We start from the raw sequence: 20,589 nt of genomic DNA, 5'->3' as shown, positions 1-20,589 counted from the left end.
TCTTTTTCCTACATCAGGCGATAGGTGAAATCGCTATGCTCGTCGACACCCACTACGATGCTGTCGATAGGCGTATCTTCCGCCATGCGCTCCAGAACCCGTTCAGCCAGTTGCGGCATCAGGGAGCCGGTCAGCAGGTGGTCGATGCTGCGGGCGCCGCTATCGGTCTGGGTGCAACGTTCGGCAATATGCCCCGCCACACACTCTTCGAAGCTGAGTTGCGCCCCATGGTTATGCGAGAAACGCTGTTGCAGGCGGGACAGCTTGAGATTGACGATTCGCGTGAGTACATCACCCTGCACAGGGTAATAGGGCACGATCTTGAGACGTCCGAGAAATGCCGGCTTGAAGATGGCATTGAGTGAATCACGCATTTCCTCTACCAGTGACTCTGCCTCTGGTAGAGACTCGGCCCCCAGGCAACGCTCCATGATCCAGTCTGTACCAACATTGGAAGTCAGCAGGATGACGCAGTTGCGAAAATCGATTTCGCGCCCTTCACCATCTTCCATGACGCCCTTGTCAAACACCTGGAAGAACAGCTCAAGTACATCCGGATGAGCCTTCTCGACCTCATCCAGCAGTACTACGCTGTAGGGTTTGCGCCTGACAGCCTCGGTCAGCACACCGCCTTCGCCGTAACCGACATAACCGGGCGGAGAGCCCTTGAGAGAGGAAACGGTATGCGCTTCCTGGTATTCGGACATGTTGATGGTGATCAAATTACGTTCACCACCGTACAGAGTATCGGCCAGCGCCAAGGCGCTCTCGGTCTTGCCGACACCACTGGGGCCGAGCAGCAGGAAGACACCGATGGGCTTGTTGGGGTCCTCGAGCTTGGCCCTGGAAAGGCTGATGCGCTTGCCAATCTCGACCAGGGCATGGTCCTGGCCGATGACACGCTCTCCCAGCAGCTCCGGCAGACGGCGCACGGTGTCGATTTCGTCACGTTGCATCTTGCCCAACGGAATCCCTGTCCAGGCAGCCACGACTGCGCCAATGGCATTGCCATCGACACAGGGGTGCACCATGGGGCGGTCACCGACGATATCTTCGAGCGCATGGCGCGCCTTCAGCAGGTTCTCGCGGGCGGCTTCACGGGCCACCTCGTCTTCTGCCTCGCTCAAGGCTTTCTCTGCATCACGAATCGCCGCGACACCATCGCGCTGCTGCTGCCAGCGCAGTTCCAGGTCAGCAATCGTATCGACAAGCTCCGCACGCCGGGTTGCCAGATCCTCAAGACGAGGGCCATGGCCATCTTCGCCGCGTTCCTGCTCATGCAGCAGCGCCGCCTGCTCGGCGTCGAGGTCACTCAGGCGCTGGCGTGCATCTTCCAACTCCGCCGGGGCTACTGCCTGCCCCAAAGCCACGCGGGCACAGGCGGTATCCAGCACACTGACCGCCTTGTCCGGTAACTGGCGACCCGTGATGTAACGATGGGACAGGCGTACTGCCTGGATCACGGCGTCATCGAGAATTTCCACACCATGGTGATCACGCATGCGGCCCGCCAGGCCTCGCAGCATGTCAATGGCAACCTCTTCCGTAGGCTCATCGACCTTGATGACCTGGAAGCGCCGCGCCAGCGCGGCGTCTTTTTCGAAGTATTTCTTGTATTCCGCCCAGGTCGTGGCGGCGATGGTGCGCAGCTCGCCCCGAGCCAGTGCTGGTTTGAGCAGGTTGGCGGCGTCGTTCTGGCCGGCCTGTCCGCCACTGCCGATCAGCGTATGCGCTTCATCAATGAAAAGAATGATCGGATGCAGGCTGCGCTTGACCTCTTCAATGACATTCTTGAGGCGCTGTTCGAACTCCCCTTTCACCCCGGCACCAGCCTGCAGCAGGCCCAGGTCCAGAGTGCGCAGCTCGACGTTGGCCAACGCATCGGGCACATTTCCGGCAACGATCTTCAGCGCCAGGGCCTCGACCACTGCGGTCTTGCCGACCCCGGCCTCCCCTGTGAGAATCGGATTGTTCTGGCGGCGACGGGTAAGAATGTCGATCATCTGACGAACTTCGCCATCCCGGCCAAGTACGGGGTCGAGGCGTTTTTCCCGGGCATTGGCTGTCAGGTCGATGGTGTACTGATCCAGAGCAGGCGTCTTGCCACCGCGGCGCGCTGCCCCCTCCTTCCCCGTTGCGGAGGATTCGGTCTGGACGGCATCCTGTTGCTCGGGGCTGGCTGACAGCAGATCATTGAAGTTCAGGCGCAGGTCGTCGGCATCCAGATGCTCCAGCTCCGGTGCACTTTCCACCACAACCCGACGCAGTTCCTGATCACTCAGCAAGGCCAGCATCAGGTGCCCGCTGCGAATGCGCGAGACTTCCTGCTCGATGGAGGCAATCACCCAGGCCCGCTCTATCAGGCGAGTGATATGCGGTGACAGCGCCGGAGTACGGGTACAGCCTGTCTTGAAGGTTTCCAGTGCCTGGTCAAGCTGATCGGCGAGCCGATCCAGGGCCAGTTCATAGTGGCGAGCAATGCGCAGCACATCGTTGTCATCAGCATCCAGCAGCTTGAGCAGCAGGTGCTCGACATCCACTTCGTACTGACGTTTAGCCAGACACAGGCCAGCGGCCTCTTCCATGGCACCGCGGCTGACATCATTGAGCTTGGCAAACAGTGTCTTGAGGCTCACGTTGTGGCTCCATTAAAGGGGATTTGGAAAAGTGCATGACCGTTGCATGTACGCGCCTGACTGCCCAGCCAACCCATGCGACCAAGCGTCACGCCATCGCTCCCGCCCAGGCGGGCCGCAGGCACTTCACGAGCTTCGAGCTCAAGTTCCACTTCAAAATCCAGCTCTGCACCGAGATAGAAGCGGATCAGTTCCACCAGTTGGGCGTAATCAGGAGAACCAGGCTGAAAGCGCTGAAAATCCATCCGAGAAAGTGGCCCCAGCGCTATCCGCACACAGGACTGGTAGTCCCACACTCGATTGCCTGCCACGGCTGACTGCCCCAACTGGGCGTTGCGCGAGCCCAGGCATGTACGCTCACGCTCGGGAATATCCAGCCAACGCCCCGAGAAAGGACGTACCTGGCAGGACACGCCAAAATAGAAGCCCAGCATCACCTGCAGGTTGTGGGTGTTGCGTGGACGTTGCCCGAGCAGACCGGCAAAGTAACCAAACAACTCCCTGGGCAGGTTTGCCTCGGCCTCATCCTTGGCGTGGCGATCAGTCAGCAATGCCGTGGAGCGCTCCGTCAGGCCCAGCAGTGCATGCAATTGACGTTCGAAGTCAGCTTCACCCTTACGCTCGTATTCGATGAAGAAGCGGTACTTTTGCCAAGCCTGATAGAACAGCGCTGTCATGCGATGCGAGAACAGGTCGAGAAACGCATGAGCGGCATCGTCACGCAGCTGTATGTGACGATCGATCAGCGTCTCGGTATAAGGCCGCGGTAGAACCCCCGAAGGCCCGACCAGGCCCATGAAGGTGACCTGGACCTCGGTCAAAGGCTGTTCCAGAGGTGACAGACGCTTGGTGCTTTCAAAGGTCAGATCACTGATTTCACTGGCCGGAAACTCCAGCGACAGCTTGGTACGAAAGCGCAGCGGATCCTCATGGGGGCGTGACTCAGGGTCAAGCCGCCCCTGATGGCTGTAATGCAGCCTGAGCAAGCGCACGAGCTGGAAGAAGCCGAACCGGTATGGCTCAGCCCGAGCTCGATCAATCAGACCAGGGGCTGAGAGCCGGTTCTGGGCGGCCATGTCACCACATCCTTCTCACGCTGGCGGCTACGCAAGGTGAGTTGAGTAAAGCTGTTGATAGAGCAGTACTGACCGAAGAAATGGTCCAGCACCATGCCAAACAGATAGATACCGCTACCGATGAACTGCTGCTCATCAAGTTCCAGAGTAATGCCCAGGCCACGCACGAACGCCGGGCGAGGATGCCCGATTCGAGTCATGGCCGGCTGGCTGTCAATCGACACGATGCCATTGACCTGGCGACGGGCCGCTTCCGTATCGCGATAGTTGTACAACGCGAGTATTTCCAGCAAGGCTTCACGGCCACGGGATACCAGTGACAGGTGATTGAGCGACAGATGAGAAATCAAGCGCCATATCAGCCCTTTGCCCAGCGGCGGACGCACCGCGGTGGTCGGCTTGCGCAGGCAACGAATGGTCTTGACGACTTGTTCCTGAGGTAGCGTGAAATCACCTTGCGGCTGCCCGAAGCCCAACTGCTGGGGCAGATCCCGGTTGCTGCATGTCAGCTTGAGACTGAGCACATCGTTGGCGGTATCGACCCGAGTCAGCTCTCGATCCACCAGGCGCAGTTGCAACTCGGTACCATTATCCTGGCGGCGTTCGGAAGGCACTCGCCTGGCGACCCAGTAACTTGCATCACGCTGGGTATCCCGGCGACGTGGTTCGAAGAATGGGTGACACACTGACACCACATCGCGCTCTGCGGTTTTCTTGACTCTCTTGACGCTGTCGATGGACAGGATTTCCACCCCATAGGGATGACGAACATCGGCCACCACTGGATATTCATGCTGGGTGTGGGTCAGCTTGATCGGCTCCGCCAGCTGCTGGAACAAGTTGATCACTGGGGTACAGCCAAGACGAAAATGATTGCGTCCGAGGTTCTGAGCCAGGCGTGCCAGACGTTCACTCTGGGTATAGTCCGCAAAATGAAAATGCAGTTGGAAGCCCGAGCCCTTGATTCTCGTCAGTACCCGTTCCAACCCCCGAATATCGAAGAACATGAATTTCTCCGGGAAGATGAAGTACTCATGCAACAGTCGATAACCGAGGAAAGAGCGCTCGGAATACTCGATAAGCCCTTCATCCACTCCAAACCCTACTGCCTGGATAGCATCGAGTGGCAGATTGACTTCACGGCGCTGGCTACCTTCATGGAAGCTGACGCTAAGCCGTGACAGGTTATTGAAGAGCAATTCATGCAATGGATGCATCAAGGCCCCTTCCCCATCGAGGAAGAAGCGCAGGCTATCAATACCCAAGGGTCCGACGCTCTGGCCTGACAGACTTGTCAGATCAAGATCCAGACGCGCAACGCTGTCCCGGTCGCGTCCATTGAAGGCCGAACGCTCCAGCAGGTTGAAGCGTGCCTGCTCCACCTTGATCGGCCAGACACTCACGTCGTAGCAGGTACGGAAGCGGCAGGCAGTGCCCCCAATCGCACGGGAAAACAGCTCAGTATGTCGTTGCACCCGATAGCGTGAATCCAGGGTCGACCGATCGCCAAGGTCAAACTGGGCAATCGACAGCGATGGCATGGGCCGCAGGTAATGGGGGTACAGCACATCAAGAAAGGACTCGACGATTTCCGGCAAGTCGTCATCGAGCTTCTTGTGGACACGGGCTGACAGGAAGGCAAACGCCTCGATCAGACGCTCGGTGTGCGGATCCGCGCATCCATCCTCCTCGAGCTGGAGACGAGCAGCCACTTTCGGATACTCACGCGCGAACTCCTGGCCCAGAAAGCGCAGGTGCGAAAGTTCCTTTTCATAATACGGCAGCAGTTCGTCTAGCATCAGGTCAGATTCTGTACTTTATAACTCTGGGTTTCGGCTTGAAGCACCGCATCAAAAGCGACTTGCTGAGAGGCATCCACCAGTACCAGCAAGGCATCCACACGAAAACGCAACAGACGGTCCTGGTTGTCCTGGTCGAGAAGCCGGACACGCACGTTGCGAAAACGACAATCGTTACTTTCGATGGCGTGTTCGAGTTGGCGCTGAATCAGTTGGCGGTCTTCACTGCTGTGCAGCCCCCTGCCGAGAAAGTCAGGTAAACCGAACTCCAGCAATGAACCATGCAGCAGTGGATATCCCGACAATTGTGATGCCAGGAGCTCTCGACGAGTGTTGACCAGGGATTCCAGGTCGCTCACGATCGAGGCCTTGTACTCCTCGAGTGAGCACCACTGCCTTTCCACGGCTTCCACACTGCGATGTGGTTCGTCATCAAGCAGACGATCCCAGAGCGTGGGCACGAACATCCTTGTGCCTTTGACTTGCACGGTTCACCTCATCAGCCATGGCCGATCTCGGGCGTTCCCTTGATCGGCGCAATCCTTCAGCCACACTCAGCAGCTTCTGTGCTCAACTGATGTCAGCGCCAACGACGTCAGCGCCAACGACGTCAGCCGCGATCAATTGCGAGTTGACTGGGGAAGCTCAGCTACCAGGCGCAGAGACGCGGTCAATTCATCAAGCTGATAGTGAGGACGCAGGAAAGTCACTGCTTTGTACACGCCCGGCTTGCCCGGCACTTCAGCCACTTCCACGCGTGCTTCACGCAGCGGGAACTGGGCCTTGGCCTCCTGGCTAGCGTTGTCATCGAGCAGCACATACTGGGACAGCCAGTCATTGAGATAGCGCTCAACGCTGGTGCGCGAAGCAAAGCTGCCCACCTTGTCACGCATGATGGCCTTCATGTAATGGGCAATACGTGAAGTGGCAAAGATGTACTGCAGCTGTGCCGACAGACGCGCGTTGGCGTTGGCCACATCCGTGTTGTACTGCTTCTGCTTCTGGGCGGACTGCACGCCGAAGAAGGCGGCATAGTCGGTACCCTTGCAATGCACCAGCGGAATGAAGCCAAGATCGGCCAGTTCCTTTTCACGACGGTCAGTGATGGCGATCTCTGTCGGGCACTTGAGGGCCACTTCCCCATCATCGGTCTGGAAGGTGTGAGTCGGCAGGTCCTCGACCAGCCCACCACCCTCGACACCGCGAATGGCCACGCACCAGCCATAGTTGGAGAAGGCATCCGTCACCCGGGCACCCAGGGCATATGCGGCATTCATCCACAGATACTTGTTGTGCTCACGGCCATCGACATTTTCGACGAAGTTGAATTCCTCGACCGGATCAGTATCTGGGCCGTACGGCAGACGTCCGAGTACATGGGGCAGGGTCAAACCGACGTAGCGAGCATCTTCCGAGTTACGGAAGGATTTCCACTTGGCGTATTCGACCGTGTCGAAGATCTTGGAGAGATCTCGTGGCCCGCTCATTTCGGTGAAGGAATCCCAGCCGAACAGTTCGGGGGAAGACGCCGAGATGAACGGGGCATGAGCCGCCGCCGCCACGTGAGATATCTGCTCGAGCAGATAGATATCTTCAGGGCTGCGAGAAAACTCATAATCACCGATCAGCATACCGAAAGGAGCGCCACCGAAAGTGCCGTACTCTTCTTCGTACACTTTCTTGAACAGTGCACTTTGATCAAATTCGGGAGCCGACTTCATGTCGCGAACCAGATCTTTCTTGGTCGCGTTGAGCACCTGAATCTTCATGTTGGTGCCCGTTTCACTCTGGTCAACCAGATACTTGAGGCCACGCCAGGATGATTCGAGCTGCTGGAACTCGTTGGCATGCATGATCTCGTTCATCTGCTCCGAGAGCATGGCGTCGATTTCCGCGATGCGGGCATCAAGGACGGCAATCAGATCCTTGCTGGGAAGGACTTCTCCTTCCAGCACCTGGGCAACCAGCTCTTCGATCAGGTCACGAGCGCGATTACGCTCAGTCTCCGAGCGAGCTACACGGCTTTCGGAAATGATACTGTCAAGCAGCGACGACTGTGGCGCATAAACCGTTTCCTGAACGTCCTGAGCCGCCGCTGCCTGGGTTTCGGTATTCTTCTCTGACATGTCGTGACTCCGCCGTTACTTGTCGTCGTCTGAGCGTACCGCTTGCTCGCGACCAAACTCTTCGCCCAGGGCCTTGAGTTTCTCGCTGTTCTGCAGCACGTCCATCAGCAGTTCTTCCAGCTTGTCGTTGCCGCCCATCTTGTTGCGCAGGTCGGCCAGCTTGTTACGCACTTCCAGTAGCTTGCGCAGCGGTTCGACCTGTTTGACCACGTTCTGTGGTTCAAAGTCTTCCAGTGCATTGAAGTTCAGCTCTACCGGCAATTGAGAACCATCTTTCGACAGCGTATTGTCGACCCGATAAGCCAAACGAGGCTTGAACCCCTTCAACACGCTGTTGAAATTGTCACGGTCGATGGCAACAAACTTGCGATCCTTGAGCTTGGGAGGCGGGCTCAGCGGATTACCGGTGTAATCCCCTACCACGCCGGCCACGAAGGGAAGTTCCTTCTGCTCCTGGCTATCGCCAATCTCCACGTCGTAGGTAATGTGAACACGCGGTGCGCGAATTCGTCCCAGTTTGTGTTGTGTGCTATCCCTTTCCGCCATGGCGTCGATATCCTCATGCGTTGATATGATTCGTTCGCTTCAGTGCCGACGACCTCAAATCGCGGCGATGGCCTTCATCAGGCGTTCCTTGACGGCATCTTCCATTTCGGCGACGTCCGCCTCGTCAATCAGCTCTTCGAAAGTGTTGTTACCAGCGATCTCCGTGCTTCTCAGGATCAGGCTTTCATCTGGAAGATGTGATGTCACTGGAGAACCTATGACACAGAATGGCATGTCACCAAAATCCGTCAGCTTCTCGAAACTGACTGGAAAACGCAGCCCCAGCAGCAGGCGCCCCAAGCCTGGCGCACGATTGATGCAATAAAAGAGCATCAGGTAATGCACGACAAAACGGAACAGTTCGGCGGTGCTGCGATTTGGGTCTTTGATAATCTGGCGAAACTGCTGTAGCTCGAAGCCCTTGAAACCGACGATCCAGCGCACCGGACTGGTGACGCGCAGGGGCTTGTCACGTCCCGCCAGGGACACGTCGTATTCGTAGGGGTACAGTTGGGGGGTAGAGCTGAGGATTTCCAGGGGAACGTCCAGTTCCTGGATCAGTCGAAATGGCGCTGCCCCGGCCGTGCTTTCAAACAGGGACTTGAATTCCTTGAAAGCATGCTGGGCTTCTCTACCACTGCCTCGTGGCGCACCTTGGAGATATTCACCAAAGATCGTCTGGGGGCGAATCAACAGTCCTAGCGTATCAAGGTAATCCGTTGCCTGTTCATGCAGGAGATCACCGACAACTCGCGTCTGTTTGCGAGCCTTGATGAACGACTCTATGTCAAACGTTCGTTCCATTTCCAGATTCCCTCCTGCTTCCCTTGTTTATTTATCTATTGATAAGACTAGTTGATGAAACTAGTACAAGGGTTCAGCACGTTTGAGTTCATAGGTCTTGATATCGGAACCGCCACTGGAATCTTGAACGGTATCGACCCAGCTCAACCGCTGACCATCATCATCCAGGCGCAAGATGAACGGCTGCAATTTGCCGTCGAAACGATAAAAGCGTTGCTCACCCGATACTGCTTGTTCCCAGTTCCCCCAGAGCGTTGAGGTGAAATCTCCACCAATCGCATCAACGTGAGTCTGCTGCAGAACATAGTTCATCGGATGTCCATCATCAGGATCGCGATGCAATGTCAGATCGGCACGAATCTCGCGGCAGTCATCGCAAGGCAGCGTACCTATATAGCGAGTCACAGGCTCCGAGTGCTGGCCTACCCCTAGTTCATCCGTCGAAGCACAGCCCCCCAGCGCAGCAAGGGCAACCCCCAGCAGCCCCCATGAAGCAGCCGTGTTTCTACTGTGAGCAGCACAGACGGAAACAAGCGATGAACGCGTCGCTACCCTGCGTAGCATTTGATTAATGTTAGACATAAGAGATCTGCCAGTCACAGACACTATCTATGAACAAACCCCATAGACACCATCCACAACCAAGACAGTAACACTCCATCATGGTCCATTAATTATTTAAAGAAGTGCTTCAATGCGCTTCTTCTCTTCCTTCCCGTTCGGTCAGCTTAATGCATCTATCACGGCGCAACTTGTTACACAGTGCACTTGTCATGTACATGACGACATGTGCAATACCTTCGCGCAACAGTGCCAGGATATGCAGAACTGCCAAACCATCCCCTTGCGGTGCACAATACCAGATGCCCAAGTACTCCGACAGCTTACCTACAAGTGGACATGTGTAAGCGATATATTATTTGTTTGTAAGAGATATCTCACACACGGCCCTTTTCTTCTTTTTTATCAGTGATTTCTGAAAATTTATGTGCACAAGCGTGCCTTTGCGTAAAGGAAGATCTCATGAAGATACATTGGCAATGTTGCAATTTGCGCAACGCCTCATGCCTTCATGCCTTCTTCCATCCTGAAGCAAGAGCAGATAGCCAGCATGAGAGGCGCCTTCCACACGCCTGCGGTTAGTGAAATGCCTCCCTCATGTTGGTTATACTCTATGAAGTCGCAACCGCGCCGTTTAGCCGGATGCTTGGCGCTGGCAAGTGCATCTCGTCCTACTGCTGCCCCTGCAGGCAGTAACAATGTTTAACCGATAACTCCAGGGCCCGTCGCCCATATAATCAAGGAAGCTGCAAATGATTTTCCGACTGCGCCGACTCCTTTGCTCCATGCTGATTGTTACCCTGGCCTTCGGTGCCATGCCGGTGATGGCCTCCGCATCCTCTACACCGCTGGCATCCACCGCCGATGTATTGTCTGCACAGAGCCAAAATGATGCGCGTGACCGTATCACCCAGGTCCTTGCCCGCGAAGACATCCAACGCCAGCTCGTCGCCCAGGGCGTCGATCCATCTGAAGTGGAAAAGCGTGTGGCAGCACTATCCGACAGTGAAGCTCAGCAGATGGCAGACCAGCTTGACAACATGCCAGCAGGTGCCAGTGTTGTCGGCGTACTGTTCGCCGTCTTCGTCATTCTGCTGGTGACGGATATTCTTGGCCTGACTGACGTCTTCCCCTTCGTCCGTTGATGATATCCAGCGAGCACCGCATGCCGCGTTTATCACACTCTTCCCATAGCGCCCGCCTCGCGGGCGCTATGGCATTGGCAGTCTTGCTCCTGCTGACGGGTTGTGCCAGCAGTCCAAAGCTTGATCCCGGGCTCAGCACCAGAATTCAGCCCAAGGTATTGCTCGAAGATGTCCCCTTCCACCCACAGCGGGACTATCAATGCGGTCCAGCAACTCTCGCCATGTTGCTTAACGACAGCAATGTAGATGTCAGTGTCGACACCCTGATTCCTGAAGTCTACGTCCCTGGCCGCAAGGGCAGCCTGCAGCCTGAAATGCTGGCTGCGACTCGACGCCACGGACGCATTCCCTTTGTGCTACCGGCTCGGCTTGATGCCGTACTGGGCGAAGTCGATGCAGGACACCCTGTCGCCGTACTGCAAAACCTGTCGCTACCTGCTTTCCCTTTGTGGCACTTTGCCGTCGTCAATGGCTACGACCTGAGCAATGAGGCACTGTCGATGCGCACAGGTGTTACTCGCCAGGATCACATAGCGTTCAGCCGCTTCGATGCCACCTGGGCACGCAGCAAGCGCTGGGCCTTCGTTGCCCTTCCTCCCGGCGAGCTTCCGGTCGATATCGAACCCCAGAATGCCCTGCAGGCCATTTCCGACTTTGAAAGCTCCCAAGGAGCTGCCAGCGCACTTCCAGCCTGGCGGGCCTTCACGGAACGCTTCCCGAACAATGCCATGGGCGCTTTCGCACTGGGCAACGCCTATCGTGCAACGGATGACACCGAGCACGCTATCGATGCCTGGCAGCAGGCAACCTTGCTTGACCCAATGCTGGCCCCCGCCTGGCTCAACCTCGGCCTGACCCAGGCCGACCTGGACCAGCAGAGCGCCGCACGCAACGCACTGACCCAGGCCGCAACCATCAGTGGACCATGGCAGGAAAGTGCTCAGCGTGCGCTGACTGAGCTCGATGCTGGCGAGCCGGATGATCGCAGCACATCACAACAAGACACCGGGACTTAAGGAGAAGCCCCTCATGAGCTATGACATCGTCGTCAAGCGCATCTATCAGCCCATCGACGAGTCCGACGGTGCTCGCATCCTGGTCGACCGTCTCTGGCCGCGCGGTCGAGCACGCGAGGCTCTAGCGCTGACCGACTGGTATCGTGACGCATCACCCAGCAACGCCTTGCGCCGCCGTTATCACGAAGAAGCGATCAACCGAACAGTATTTGAAATTCGCTATCGCGGAGAGCTACGCGACAATCCTGAGAACCTGGTGCCACTGATGCGCCTGGCCCGACGCGGACGCCTGACCCTGTTGACGGCGACTCGCGACGTAGAAGAGTCTTACCTGCCCCTTTTACGTGACGCCATCCTCGAAGCCCTGCACAAGGAAGACCAGGCTGATGCCCTGCCGTCTTCACCACCCTGCTACGGTAACGAGAAGCACTTCGGCGGAGAACACTTCGACGACAACCAACATCCTGATCAACCTTCCACCGGTGGAAATCACTTGGATGACACTTCATCATCCTGACAGACCAGAGCCCTGTTTCGGAGTGATACCCCAGAACGGTGGTCAAGACGCAAGACGGCGCCCCATGGGGCGCCGTCTTGCGTCTACATGTCTATTCGACAGACAATTCATGTAACAGGAACGGTCTCAGAACACTCGGTTCAGGCCATTCTGCGCGGCAACCCGATAGGCCTCCGCCATGGTCGGATAATTGAACGTTGTATTGACGAAGTACTCCAGCGTATTCGCCGCTCCTTCCTGTTGCATGATGGCCTGGCCGATATGCACGATTTCTGAAGCCTGATCACCAAAGCAATGAATGCCATATATCTCCAGTGTGCTCTGATCGAACAGGATCTTGAGCATCCCCACCGTATCGCCAGTGATCTGTGCGCGAGCGGTGTCTTTGAAGAACGCGTGACCGACTTCATAGGGCACCTTGGCTTCTGTCAGCTCACGTTCGGTACGGCCGAAGGAGCTGATCTCCGGAATGGTGTAGATTCCGGTCGGCACCTCTGTGATGTAACGGAACTTCTTGTCCAATAGCGTATTGCAGGCATTCAGCCCTTGGTCATAAGCCGCGCTGGCAAGACTAGGCCAGCCAATGACATCGCCGGCCGCATAGATATGCGAAATGGCCGTGCGATAGTGCTCATCGACTTGCAACTGCCCGCGCCCGTTGGCGGTCAAGCCAATATTTTCGAGCCCCAGTTCATCAGTATTACCGGTACGTCCATTGGCCCACAGAAAGGCATCGGCTCGTAGGCGCTTGCCCGACTTGAGATAGACCGTGACCCCCTCATCGTCGCCTTCGACTCGCTCATAATCTTCATTATGACGAATCAACACACCGTGCTTGCGCAGATGATAGGACAAGGCGTCACTGATTTCGTCATCAAGGAAGGACAGCAGGCTACCTCGGTTGTTGATCAGGTCGACCTTTAGGCCCAGTCCGGAGAAGATCGAGGCATACTCGCAGCCGATCACACCTGCCCCGAAGATGATCAGTGTCCGTGGAGTGTGCCCCATGCCCAGAATACTGTCGGAACAATAGATCCGCGGATGATGAAAATCGATATCGGCAGGCCGGTACGGACGAGACCCCGTGGCAATGATGATCTCCTCCGCAACCAGTTCCTCGTTTTTCTCGCTACTCCCTCTCACTACCAGCGTGTTCTCATCCTTGAAATGCGCCACTCCATGGTAAAGATCGATGCGATTGCGCGCATAAAAGTTGGTACGCATCGCCACCTGCCGATCGATCGTCGGCCGGGAGCGCTCACGCACCTTGGGAAAGGAGAACCAGCGTGGCTCACCGATATCACGGAACATGGTGTTCGTATTGAATGACATGATCTGGCGGACCTGGTGGCGCAATGCCTTGGAAGGTATCGTGCCCCAGTGCGTGCAATTGCCGCCAACACGGGCCTGCTTTTCGATGATGGCCACGCGTTTGCCATTCTTGGCAGCGTTGATCGCCGCACTTTCACCGGCAGGACCAGTACCAATAACCACGACATCGTACTTGTGCACCGAGCTGTGGACTACCATCGTTTCTCCCTTATTCCTGTCTTTCCCGATCCCCAGAACCGAGCACGGCGCCCCTCGGGGCGCCGCCATCATTCATTCGATTCAATCAACTGCCGCGCGATCAACGACGAGTGGCGTCGTAGCCCAGATCAAGACCACGATTCTCATCGGCACGTCGACGCGTGCTGACGGCACGCTTGCGAGACTCTTCCTCGCAAACTTCATCCTTGCCACCGCAGATCTCGCACCCATCCTTGAGCCCCAGAGCATTGAGGCCGCCACAGGAACCAGCAATGGGCTTGCGCCCCATGATGACACCAATGGCCATGGCAGCAGTAATCAGCAACATGGCAGCAAGAACAACGAAAAAAATGGTCATGACAGACTCCTTGCTATAAATCACAGGCAACACACAATGCACCCAGGCAACAGGAATCAACATCAACTGCTACCCATGGGGTTGGTTGCCGGAGCTGAGGGAACCTTACCTCAGATGGACATTGCCCCAGATATCGGACTGCTCATGACGGCGACTGGTTCCATCGCTTCTGGGCCTCATTATGCCAGATTTCAGTCCCTGATGCTGCGCTTTTATCGCCTACAAAACGTTATCACGCATAAAACAAAACCGGCCCAGAAGGGCCGGTTTTGTTGATGATACTGACGAATCAGCCACCAAAGTCGTCGAGCAGGATATTCTCGGGCTCAACGCCAAGGTCCAGCAGCATCTTGATCACGGAAGCGTTCATCATGGGCGGTCCGCACATGTAGAACTCGCAATCCTCAGGAGCCGGATGGTCCTTGAGATAGTTCTCGTAGAGCACATTGTGAATGAAGCCTGTCGGGCCTTCCCAGTTGTCCTCGGGCAGAGGGTCAGACAGTGCCAGGTGCCATTCGAAGTTCGAATGATCCTTGGCCAACTGGTCATATTCCTCGTTGTAGAACGTTTCACGCCAGGAACGAGCACCGTACCAGAAAGACATCTTGCGTGTACTGTTCAGACGCTTGAGCTGGTCGAAGATATGGCTACGCATCGGCGCCATGCCAGCGCCACCGCCAATGAAGACCATCTCTGCATCGGTCTTCTTGGCAAAGAACTCACCAAAGGGCCCCATCACAGTGACCTTGTCACCCGGCTTCAAGCTGAAGACATAAGTAGACATCAAGCCAGGCGGATGGCTGGAATTGGGCGGAGGCGTGGCAATCCGGATATTGAACTTGAGAATACCCTTCTCTTCCGGATAGTTGGCCATGGAGTATGCACGGATGACTTCTTCGGTGTTCTTGTGAGAAATATTGAACAGACCGAACTTGTCCCAGTCTCCGCGGTACTCGTCCTCGACATCAAAGTCGGAGAACTTGATGTCATAAGGCGGCGCTATCAGCTGAACGTAACCGCCTGCGCGGAACGCTACTTCCTCGCCCTCAGGCAACTTGAGGTTGAGTTCCTTGATGAAGGTGGCAACGTTGGGGTTCTTGATGACCTCACATTCCCACTTCTTGACACCGAACACCTCTTCCGGCACCTGAATCTTCATGTCCTGCTTGACAGGCACCTGGCATGACAGGCGCCAGCCGCTTTTCTTTTCACGCAGGGTGAAATGAGATTCTTCGGTCGGCAGGATGGAACCACCACCCTCTTCCACACGGCAACGGCACTGAGCGCAAGAGCCACCACCACCGCAGGCGGAAGACAGGAAGATGCCGTTGGCCGCCAGGGTGTTGAGCAGCTTGCCGCCTGCCTGAGTGGTAATGGTGTTGGCAGGGTCCCCATTGATCTCAATGGATACATCGCCGGTGCTGACCAGCTTGCTTCGGGCTGCCAGGATCACCGCCGTCAGACTGATGACGATGACGGTGAACATGACCACGCCGAGCACGATGACTGTTGTATCAACCATGTCGGTTTCCTATTGCTATTTGCTAGCGTTTCCTGGATCCGGCGGTGAACCGCCGGATCGCGCTCAGAGCTGGATGCCAGAGAAGGACATGAAGCCCAGGGACATCAGACCCACAGTAATGAAGGTGATGCCCAGTCCCTGCAGGGACGCTGGCACATCGCTGTACTTCAACTTCTCGCGAATACCTGCCAGAGCCGTGATGGCCAGTGCCCAGCCGAAACCAGCACCAAAGCCATAGACCACGGACTCACCGAAGTTGTAGTCACGCTCGACCATGAACAGAGTGCCACCCAGGATGGCACAGTTCACGGTGATCAGCGGCAGGAACACACCAAGAGCGTTGTACAGAGACGGTACAAACTTATCGAGGAACATCTCGAGAATCTGCACCAGCGCTGCAATAACGCCGATATAGGACAACAGCCCCAGGAACGTCAGATCAATGTTCTCTGCACCGGGAATACCTGTCCAGGACAGGGCGCCTTCTGCCAGCAGATACTTCAGGATCAGATTGTTCACCGGCACAGTGACGGTGAGAACCACCACCACGGCAATACCCAGGCCGATGGCCGAGGATACCTTCTTGGATACCGCCATGAAGGTACACATGCCGAGGAAGAAGGCCAAGGCCATGTTCTCGACGAACACGGAAGCAACGAACAGGCTCAGGTAATGTTCCATGTTACACAGCCTCCTTCGGCTCGGTGTTGTGCTTCATCACGAACTCGTTGCTCTCGACCTGATCCGGATGGATGCTACGCAACACCCAGATGATCAAGCCAATGATGAAGAACGCAGACGGCGGCAACAGCAGCAAGCCGTTGGGCACATACCAGCCACCGTTCTGAACGGTTTCCAGAATGGTCACACCGAACAGGCTGCCAGAACCGAACAGTTCACGGATGAAGCCTACGGTCATCAGAATGAAACCATAACCAAGGCCATTACCGATGCCATCAAGGAATGACAGGCCTGGGGTATTGGTCATGGCGAAGCCTTCTGCACGCCCCATCACGATACAGTTGGTGATGATCAGACCAACGAATACCGACAACTGCTTGGACATGTCGTAGGCATAGGCCTTGAGGACCTGGTCAACCACGATGACCAAAGAGGCAATGATGGTCATCTGCACGATGATCCGGATCGATGAAGGAATATGATTCCGAATCAGCGACACGAACATGCTGGAGAAAGCCGTCACTGACATCACGGCCAAGGTCATGACCAGTGATACGCTCAGGCTGGAAGTCACCGCCAATGCCGAACAGATACCGAGAATCTGCAGAGCAATGGGGTTGTTCCTGAAGAGAGGCGTCAGCAGGACGCCCTTGGGAGTCGGTTCAGCCATCATCAAGCTCCTTCGGTCTCGTCGGTGGTGACGGCAGCGGCCTGGGATTCATCAGCAGCACCGGCGTCGCCAGAACGGAAGCGCTCCAGATATGGGCCAAAGCCTTCTGCACCCATCCAGAACTGCACCAAGTGAGTTACGCCACGACTGGTAAGAGAGGCACCAGATAGTGCATCGACTTGGTTAGGGTTGCTCGCCCCACCCTTGACCAGTTCGATGGCTGGCGTATCGCCATCATCGGCAGCGTAGATTTCCTTGCCATCCCACTTGGCTTTCCAGCGGGGGTTATCCACCTCACCACCCAGGCCTGGAGTTTCGGAATGGGAGAAGAAAGTGATACCCGTGATGGTGTTACCATCGCCTTTCACGGACAGGTAGCCCTGCATCAGTCCCCACAGGCCTTGACCACGAATCGGCAAGATAATCTTCTCTGGGTTCTCGGTGTCCCCCACAAGGTAGACAGTAGAGAACTTCTCTTCACGACCGATACCGGCAATATCTTCGTCAGCCGTCAGCTTGCGAGATTGCTCCGGGTCCTTGGCAGCAGTCAAGCCATCATAGCTGGTCGCATCCACGGCATCGGTATATTCACCGGAAGCCAGCTCCACCGCCTTGGGTGTTACCGCCTTGGCAAACTCTTCCCCCACATTCATGCCCGGCTCAAGCAGGTCAGCAACGGCCAGAATGTTAGTCTTGCGGTCGAGTTCCTGATTTTCAGCCTGCTTGGAACGCAATGCCACGGCTGCCGTCGACACGATGATCGAGCAGACAAGACAGAGCGAGAAAGCAACCGTCAGGACTTTCCCAATAGAGTTATTGTCTTTAGCCATCACTCAGTCTCCTCGGCCAGGACAGCAGTACGCTTGGCACGACGCTTGATGTTGGCCTCTACAAAGAAGTGATCGATGAGCGGCGCAAACAGGTTGGCGAACAGAATCGCCAGCATGATGCCCTCAGGGAAAGCCGGGTTGACCACACGGATCAGCACCGTCATCACACCGATCAGCGCGCCAAAGATATAGCGGCCCGGATTGGTCATGGAAGCCGATACCGGGTCAGTGGCCATGAAGATCATGCCGAAGGCGAAGCCACCCACCACCAGATGCCAGTACCAGGGCATGGCAAACATCAGGTTGGAATCGGAGCCGACCAGGTTGAGGATGGAGCTCATCGCCACCATGCCGAGGAACACACCCAGCACGATGCGCCAGCTGGCAATGCCCATCGCCAGGAGCACGACACCGCCGATCAGGATCGCCAGAGTCGAGGTCTCGCCCACGGAACCCGGAATGAATCCGAGGAAGGCATCCCACCAGCTGTACTGATCTTGCAGTGCAGCCATACCACTCTGGTAGACAGCGGACAAAGGAGTCGCGCCGGTGAATCCATCAGCAGGAACCCAAACCGCATCACCGGAGATCTGAGCCGGATATGCGAAGTAGAGGAAGGCTCGCCCCGTCAGTGCCGGGTTAAGGAAGTTCTTGCCGGTACCGCCGAAGATTTCCTTGCCGATCACTACACCGAAGGTAATGCCCAGTGCGACCTGCCACAGCGGAATGGTCGCCGGCAGAATCAAGGCAAACAGCACGGAAGTGACAAAGAAGCCTTCGTTGACCTCATGGCCACGCTTGATGGCGAACAGGACTTCCCAAAAACCACCGACCACGAAGGTCACCAGGTAAATCGGCAGGAAGTATGTCGCGCCAAGCACGAAGTTGGACCACAGGCTGCCAGCATCGTGCCCACCCGCCAGAGTCAGCAGGACCATCTCACGCCATCCGGCCATGGACTCATAACCAGCAGCGATGGCTTCATTGGCCTGCCAGCCAGTGTTCCACATACCGAAGAACATGGCCGGGAAAGTGCACAACCATACGGTGATCATGATGCGCTTGAGATCAACACCATCACGCACATGAGAAGCCGTCTTGGCCACGCTTGCCGGAGAATAGAAGATAGTATCCACCGCTTCATACAGCGGATAGAACTTCTCGTATTTTCCGCCTTTATGGAAATGCGGTTCGAGATTGTCGAGTGTCTGTCGAATGCCCATCATCATACCTCTTTCTCGATCATGGTGAGGTTGTCGCGGAGGATGGGACCGTACTCGTACTTGCCAGGGCACACATAGGTGCACAACGCCAGGTCTTCTTCATCCAGTTCGAGACAGCCGAGCTGCATGGCAGTCTCGATGTCGCCAACGATCAGAGAGCGCAGAAGCTGCGTGGGCAGGATATCCAGCGGCATCACCTTCTCGTAGGAACCCACCGGCACCATGGCCCGCTCAGAACCATTGGTGGATGTCGTCGGAGCATAGTCACTACCAAGCCCCTTGAGGCTGGACAGATAGATACCCAGTACAGAGTGACGCTTTGATCCCGGAGACAACCAGCCCATGAAGTCACGCTTGTGCCCCTCTTCCAGCAGGCTCAGCTGCTGGCAGAAACGGCCCAGATAGCGCAGGTTGCCTTCGGCGGTGAAACCGGAGAAGACACTGCCGTTGATCACACGGGTATCGTCAGGAGACACGATCTCACCGGCCAGCAGCTCATCCGTACTGGCTCCCAGACGGGTACGCAGCAGGCGCGGCTTCTCGGCACGCGGGCCACCGATGGCAACGACACGGCTGACATCCAGTTTACCTTCTGCAAACAGCTTGCCGAACGCGATGACGTCCTGATAACCGATATGCCACACACGACGCTGGATGGATACCGGCGACAGGAAGTGAATATGTGTCCCCACCAGACCTGCGGGATGGCGGCCACCAAAGGTCTCGTGCTGAACACCACTGATGCCAGTACCGGGCATCTTGGCATCAGGAGCTGTACACAGGAACACTTTACCTTCGGTCAGGCGAGTCAACACCTTGAGACCATCCTCGAAGGCTTCCTGCTGCTCATTGATGATCACACCCGGATCAGCAGACAGCGGATGCGTGTCGATTGCGGTAACAAAGATGTCATACGGTACTGCGTCGAGTTCAGGAGTGCGGGAGAAAGGACGCACGCGCAGTGCTGTCCACAGACCAGACTCGACCAGTTGATCGACCACGACCTGGCGATCCAGCTTGTCCAGACCATCACGACCATGAGCAGTGAACGATTCGGCTTCCTCGTTCTCGTCGACCTTGATGACAACAGACAAAAGCCTTCGCTTCTCGCCGCGATTGACCGCGACGACTTCACCCGCCGCAGGCGACGTGAAGCGAACACCTTCGATCTTCTTGTCAGTGAACAGTAGCTGGCCCAGTTTGACCTTGTCCCCTTCCTTGACCGCCATAGTCGGCTTCATGCCGATGTAATCGGTTCCCAGGAGTGCCACGTGGCGCACCGGCCGCGCATCGTCAATGCGCTGCTCTGGTGCTCCCGTGATGGGGAGATCCAGGCCTTTTTTGACTTCGATCATAGTCTCGCCCAGTTGATGGATCGGTAGATAATTTGGACGGGGGAACGCCTGGAAATGAGAATTATTCTTTTATTGTAGTTTGTCGCATTACCAGTTACGCACAGGAGAGCACGAACCCCCCCGAAAAATCCCCAGCATTATAAAGACAAGGCGATGGAATGACTACAGGATCGAACGTAGCAGATCCATCCACT

At 56.3% G+C, this 20,589-nt stretch carries 19 protein-coding genes; 3 read left to right on the top strand and 16 right to left on the bottom strand.

Going from position 1 to position 20,589, the window contains the following annotated elements; genetic code table 11:
- Nucleotides 1–8 precede the first annotated feature (8 nt).
- The 8 genes from tssH to Q1K07_RS03810 form a co-directional block, all read right to left on the bottom strand.
- Nucleotides 9–2,636 carry a type VI secretion system ATPase TssH gene (tssH, locus tag Q1K07_RS03845; protein ID WP_300308096.1) on the bottom strand — a complete coding sequence of 876 codons (2,628 nt, stop codon included), beginning with the start codon at nucleotides 2,634–2,636 and terminating at the stop codon, nucleotides 9–11.
- Entirely contained in the window at nucleotides 2,633–3,712 is a 1,080-nt protein-coding gene (gene tssG / locus Q1K07_RS03840) for a type VI secretion system baseplate subunit TssG (RefSeq protein ID WP_300308093.1), read from the bottom strand. Before tssG ends, tssH begins: the two co-directional genes overlap by 4 nt.
- Entirely contained in the window at nucleotides 3,676–5,511 is a 1,836-nt protein-coding gene (gene tssF, locus Q1K07_RS03835; protein ID WP_300308090.1) for a type VI secretion system baseplate subunit TssF, read from the bottom strand. Before tssF ends, tssG begins: the two co-directional genes overlap by 37 nt.
- The gene (gene tssE, locus Q1K07_RS03830) at nucleotides 5,511–5,999 is read right to left on the bottom strand and encodes a type VI secretion system baseplate subunit TssE (RefSeq protein WP_300308087.1); all 489 of its coding nucleotides are present in this window, start codon (nucleotides 5,997–5,999) and stop codon (nucleotides 5,511–5,513) included. Before tssE ends, tssF begins: the two co-directional genes overlap by 1 nt.
- Nucleotides 6,000–6,131: 132 nt before the next feature.
- Nucleotides 6,132–7,637, bottom strand: coding sequence for a type VI secretion system contractile sheath large subunit (gene tssC / locus Q1K07_RS03825; protein ID WP_300308084.1), 1,506 nt, complete (start codon nucleotides 7,635–7,637; stop codon nucleotides 6,132–6,134).
- A 15-nt stretch (nucleotides 7,638–7,652) separates the two neighbouring features.
- A complete protein-coding gene (gene tssB, locus Q1K07_RS03820; RefSeq protein WP_149284526.1) occupies nucleotides 7,653–8,183 on the bottom strand; it encodes a type VI secretion system contractile sheath small subunit in 531 nt (176 codons plus the stop codon).
- Between the two features lie 54 nt (nucleotides 8,184–8,237).
- Nucleotides 8,238–8,987 carry a hypothetical protein gene (locus tag Q1K07_RS03815; RefSeq protein ID WP_300308079.1) on the bottom strand — a complete coding sequence of 250 codons (750 nt, stop codon included), beginning with the start codon at nucleotides 8,985–8,987 and terminating at the stop codon, nucleotides 8,238–8,240.
- A gap of 60 nt (nucleotides 8,988–9,047) precedes the next feature.
- Nucleotides 9,048–9,569, bottom strand: a complete 522-nt coding sequence (locus Q1K07_RS03810) for a copper resistance protein NlpE N-terminal domain-containing protein (RefSeq protein ID WP_300308076.1) — start codon at nucleotides 9,567–9,569, stop codon at nucleotides 9,048–9,050.
- Between the two features lie 734 nt (nucleotides 9,570–10,303).
- On the opposite strand from Q1K07_RS03810, the gene Q1K07_RS03805 reads away from it, so the two are divergent.
- From Q1K07_RS03805 to Q1K07_RS03795, 3 genes are read left to right on the top strand one after another with little or no spacing between them, the layout of a single operon-like run.
- On the top strand, nucleotides 10,304–10,693 hold the full coding sequence (locus Q1K07_RS03805) for a PA2779 family protein (protein WP_300308634.1): 390 nt from the start codon (nucleotides 10,304–10,306) through the stop codon (nucleotides 10,691–10,693).
- Nucleotides 10,694–10,713: 20 nt separating this feature from the next.
- Nucleotides 10,714–11,709: a PA2778 family cysteine peptidase gene (locus Q1K07_RS03800; RefSeq protein WP_300308073.1), complete on the top strand. Its 996-nt coding sequence runs from the start codon at nucleotides 10,714–10,716 to the stop codon at nucleotides 11,707–11,709.
- A gap of 13 nt (nucleotides 11,710–11,722) precedes the next feature.
- Nucleotides 11,723–12,226: a DUF488 domain-containing protein gene (locus Q1K07_RS03795; RefSeq protein WP_300308070.1), complete on the top strand. Its 504-nt coding sequence runs from the start codon at nucleotides 11,723–11,725 to the stop codon at nucleotides 12,224–12,226.
- Between the two features lie 126 nt (nucleotides 12,227–12,352).
- On the opposite strand, the gene sthA is transcribed toward Q1K07_RS03795, so the two are convergent.
- The 8 genes from sthA to Q1K07_RS03755 all read right to left on the bottom strand — a co-directional run bounded on the left by sthA (nucleotide 12,353) and on the right by Q1K07_RS03755 (nucleotide 20,395).
- Nucleotides 12,353–13,756 (bottom strand): Si-specific NAD(P)(+) transhydrogenase, encoded by a 1,404-nt coding sequence (gene sthA / locus Q1K07_RS03790; protein ID WP_300308067.1) that lies wholly within the window; start codon nucleotides 13,754–13,756, stop codon nucleotides 12,353–12,355.
- 100 nt (nucleotides 13,757–13,856) lie between these two features.
- Nucleotides 13,857–14,114 carry a (Na+)-NQR maturation NqrM gene (nqrM, locus tag Q1K07_RS03785; RefSeq protein WP_149284520.1) on the bottom strand — a complete coding sequence of 86 codons (258 nt, stop codon included), beginning with the start codon at nucleotides 14,112–14,114 and terminating at the stop codon, nucleotides 13,857–13,859.
- A 289-nt stretch (nucleotides 14,115–14,403) separates the two neighbouring features.
- A complete protein-coding gene (nqrF, locus tag Q1K07_RS03780) occupies nucleotides 14,404–15,636 on the bottom strand; it encodes an NADH:ubiquinone reductase (Na(+)-transporting) subunit F (RefSeq protein WP_300308063.1) in 1,233 nt (410 codons plus the stop codon).
- 63 nt (nucleotides 15,637–15,699) lie between these two features.
- Entirely contained in the window at nucleotides 15,700–16,317 is a 618-nt protein-coding gene (gene nqrE, locus Q1K07_RS03775) for an NADH:ubiquinone reductase (Na(+)-transporting) subunit E (protein WP_149284518.1), read from the bottom strand.
- Between the two features lies 1 nt (nucleotide 16,318).
- Nucleotides 16,319–16,987: an NADH:ubiquinone reductase (Na(+)-transporting) subunit D gene (locus tag Q1K07_RS03770; RefSeq protein WP_300308058.1), complete on the bottom strand. Its 669-nt coding sequence runs from the start codon at nucleotides 16,985–16,987 to the stop codon at nucleotides 16,319–16,321.
- Between the two features lie 2 nt (nucleotides 16,988–16,989).
- A complete protein-coding gene (locus tag Q1K07_RS03765; RefSeq protein ID WP_300308055.1) occupies nucleotides 16,990–17,817 on the bottom strand; it encodes a Na(+)-translocating NADH-quinone reductase subunit C in 828 nt (275 codons plus the stop codon).
- Entirely contained in the window at nucleotides 17,817–19,043 is a 1,227-nt protein-coding gene (locus Q1K07_RS03760; protein WP_300308631.1) for an NADH:ubiquinone reductase (Na(+)-transporting) subunit B, read from the bottom strand. Before Q1K07_RS03760 ends, Q1K07_RS03765 begins: the two co-directional genes overlap by 1 nt.
- On the bottom strand, nucleotides 19,043–20,395 hold the full coding sequence (locus tag Q1K07_RS03755) for a Na(+)-translocating NADH-quinone reductase subunit A (RefSeq protein ID WP_300308052.1): 1,353 nt from the start codon (nucleotides 20,393–20,395) through the stop codon (nucleotides 19,043–19,045). The genes Q1K07_RS03760 and Q1K07_RS03755 overlap by 1 nt, the downstream gene beginning before the upstream one ends.
- Nucleotides 20,396–20,589 lie beyond the last annotated feature (194 nt).

Source organism: Halomonas sp., from assembly GCF_029263665.1.
Classification (GTDB): Bacteria; Pseudomonadota; Gammaproteobacteria; order Pseudomonadales; family Halomonadaceae; genus Halomonas.
The sequence above is the reverse complement of the archived record's forward strand: the minus strand, read 5'-3'. Positions and strand labels throughout refer to the sequence as shown.

What these genes read in the sequence shown, in the direction of transcription:
- tssG (WP_300308093.1), bottom strand. Translation starts at nt 3,712, where the DNA reads ATGGCCGCCCAGAACCGGCTCTCAGCCCCTGGTCTGATTGATCGAGCT.
- tssF (WP_300308090.1), bottom strand. Translation starts at nt 5,511, where the DNA reads ATGCTAGACGAACTGCTGCCGTATTATGAAAAGGAACTTTCGCACCTG.
- tssC (WP_300308084.1), bottom strand. Translation starts at nt 7,637, where the DNA reads ATGTCAGAGAAGAATACCGAAACCCAGGCAGCGGCGGCTCAGGACGTT.
- tssB (WP_149284526.1), bottom strand. Translation starts at nt 8,183, where the DNA reads ATGGCGGAAAGGGATAGCACACAACACAAACTGGGACGAATTCGCGCA.
- Q1K07_RS03815 (WP_300308079.1), bottom strand. Translation starts at nt 8,987, where the DNA reads ATGGAACGAACGTTTGACATAGAGTCGTTCATCAAGGCTCGCAAACAG.
- Q1K07_RS03810 (WP_300308076.1), bottom strand. Translation starts at nt 9,569, where the DNA reads ATGTCTAACATTAATCAAATGCTACGCAGGGTAGCGACGCGTTCATCG.
- Q1K07_RS03800 (WP_300308073.1), top strand. Translation starts at nt 10,714, where the DNA reads ATGCCGCGTTTATCACACTCTTCCCATAGCGCCCGCCTCGCGGGCGCT.
- Q1K07_RS03795 (WP_300308070.1), top strand. Translation starts at nt 11,723, where the DNA reads ATGAGCTATGACATCGTCGTCAAGCGCATCTATCAGCCCATCGACGAG.
- sthA (WP_300308067.1), bottom strand. Translation starts at nt 13,756, where the DNA reads ATGGTAGTCCACAGCTCGGTGCACAAGTACGATGTCGTGGTTATTGGT.
- nqrM (WP_149284520.1), bottom strand. Translation starts at nt 14,114, where the DNA reads ATGACCATTTTTTTCGTTGTTCTTGCTGCCATGTTGCTGATTACTGCT.
- nqrF (WP_300308063.1), bottom strand. Translation starts at nt 15,636, where the DNA reads ATGGTTGATACAACAGTCATCGTGCTCGGCGTGGTCATGTTCACCGTC.
- nqrE (WP_149284518.1), bottom strand. Translation starts at nt 16,317, where the DNA reads ATGGAACATTACCTGAGCCTGTTCGTTGCTTCCGTGTTCGTCGAGAAC.
- Q1K07_RS03770 (WP_300308058.1), bottom strand. Translation starts at nt 16,987, where the DNA reads ATGGCTGAACCGACTCCCAAGGGCGTCCTGCTGACGCCTCTCTTCAGG.
- Q1K07_RS03765 (WP_300308055.1), bottom strand. Translation starts at nt 17,817, where the DNA reads ATGGCTAAAGACAATAACTCTATTGGGAAAGTCCTGACGGTTGCTTTC.
- Q1K07_RS03760 (WP_300308631.1), bottom strand. Translation starts at nt 19,043, where the DNA reads ATGATGGGCATTCGACAGACACTCGACAATCTCGAACCGCATTTCCAT.
- Q1K07_RS03755 (WP_300308052.1), bottom strand. Translation starts at nt 20,395, where the DNA reads ATGATCGAAGTCAAAAAAGGCCTGGATCTCCCCATCACGGGAGCACCA.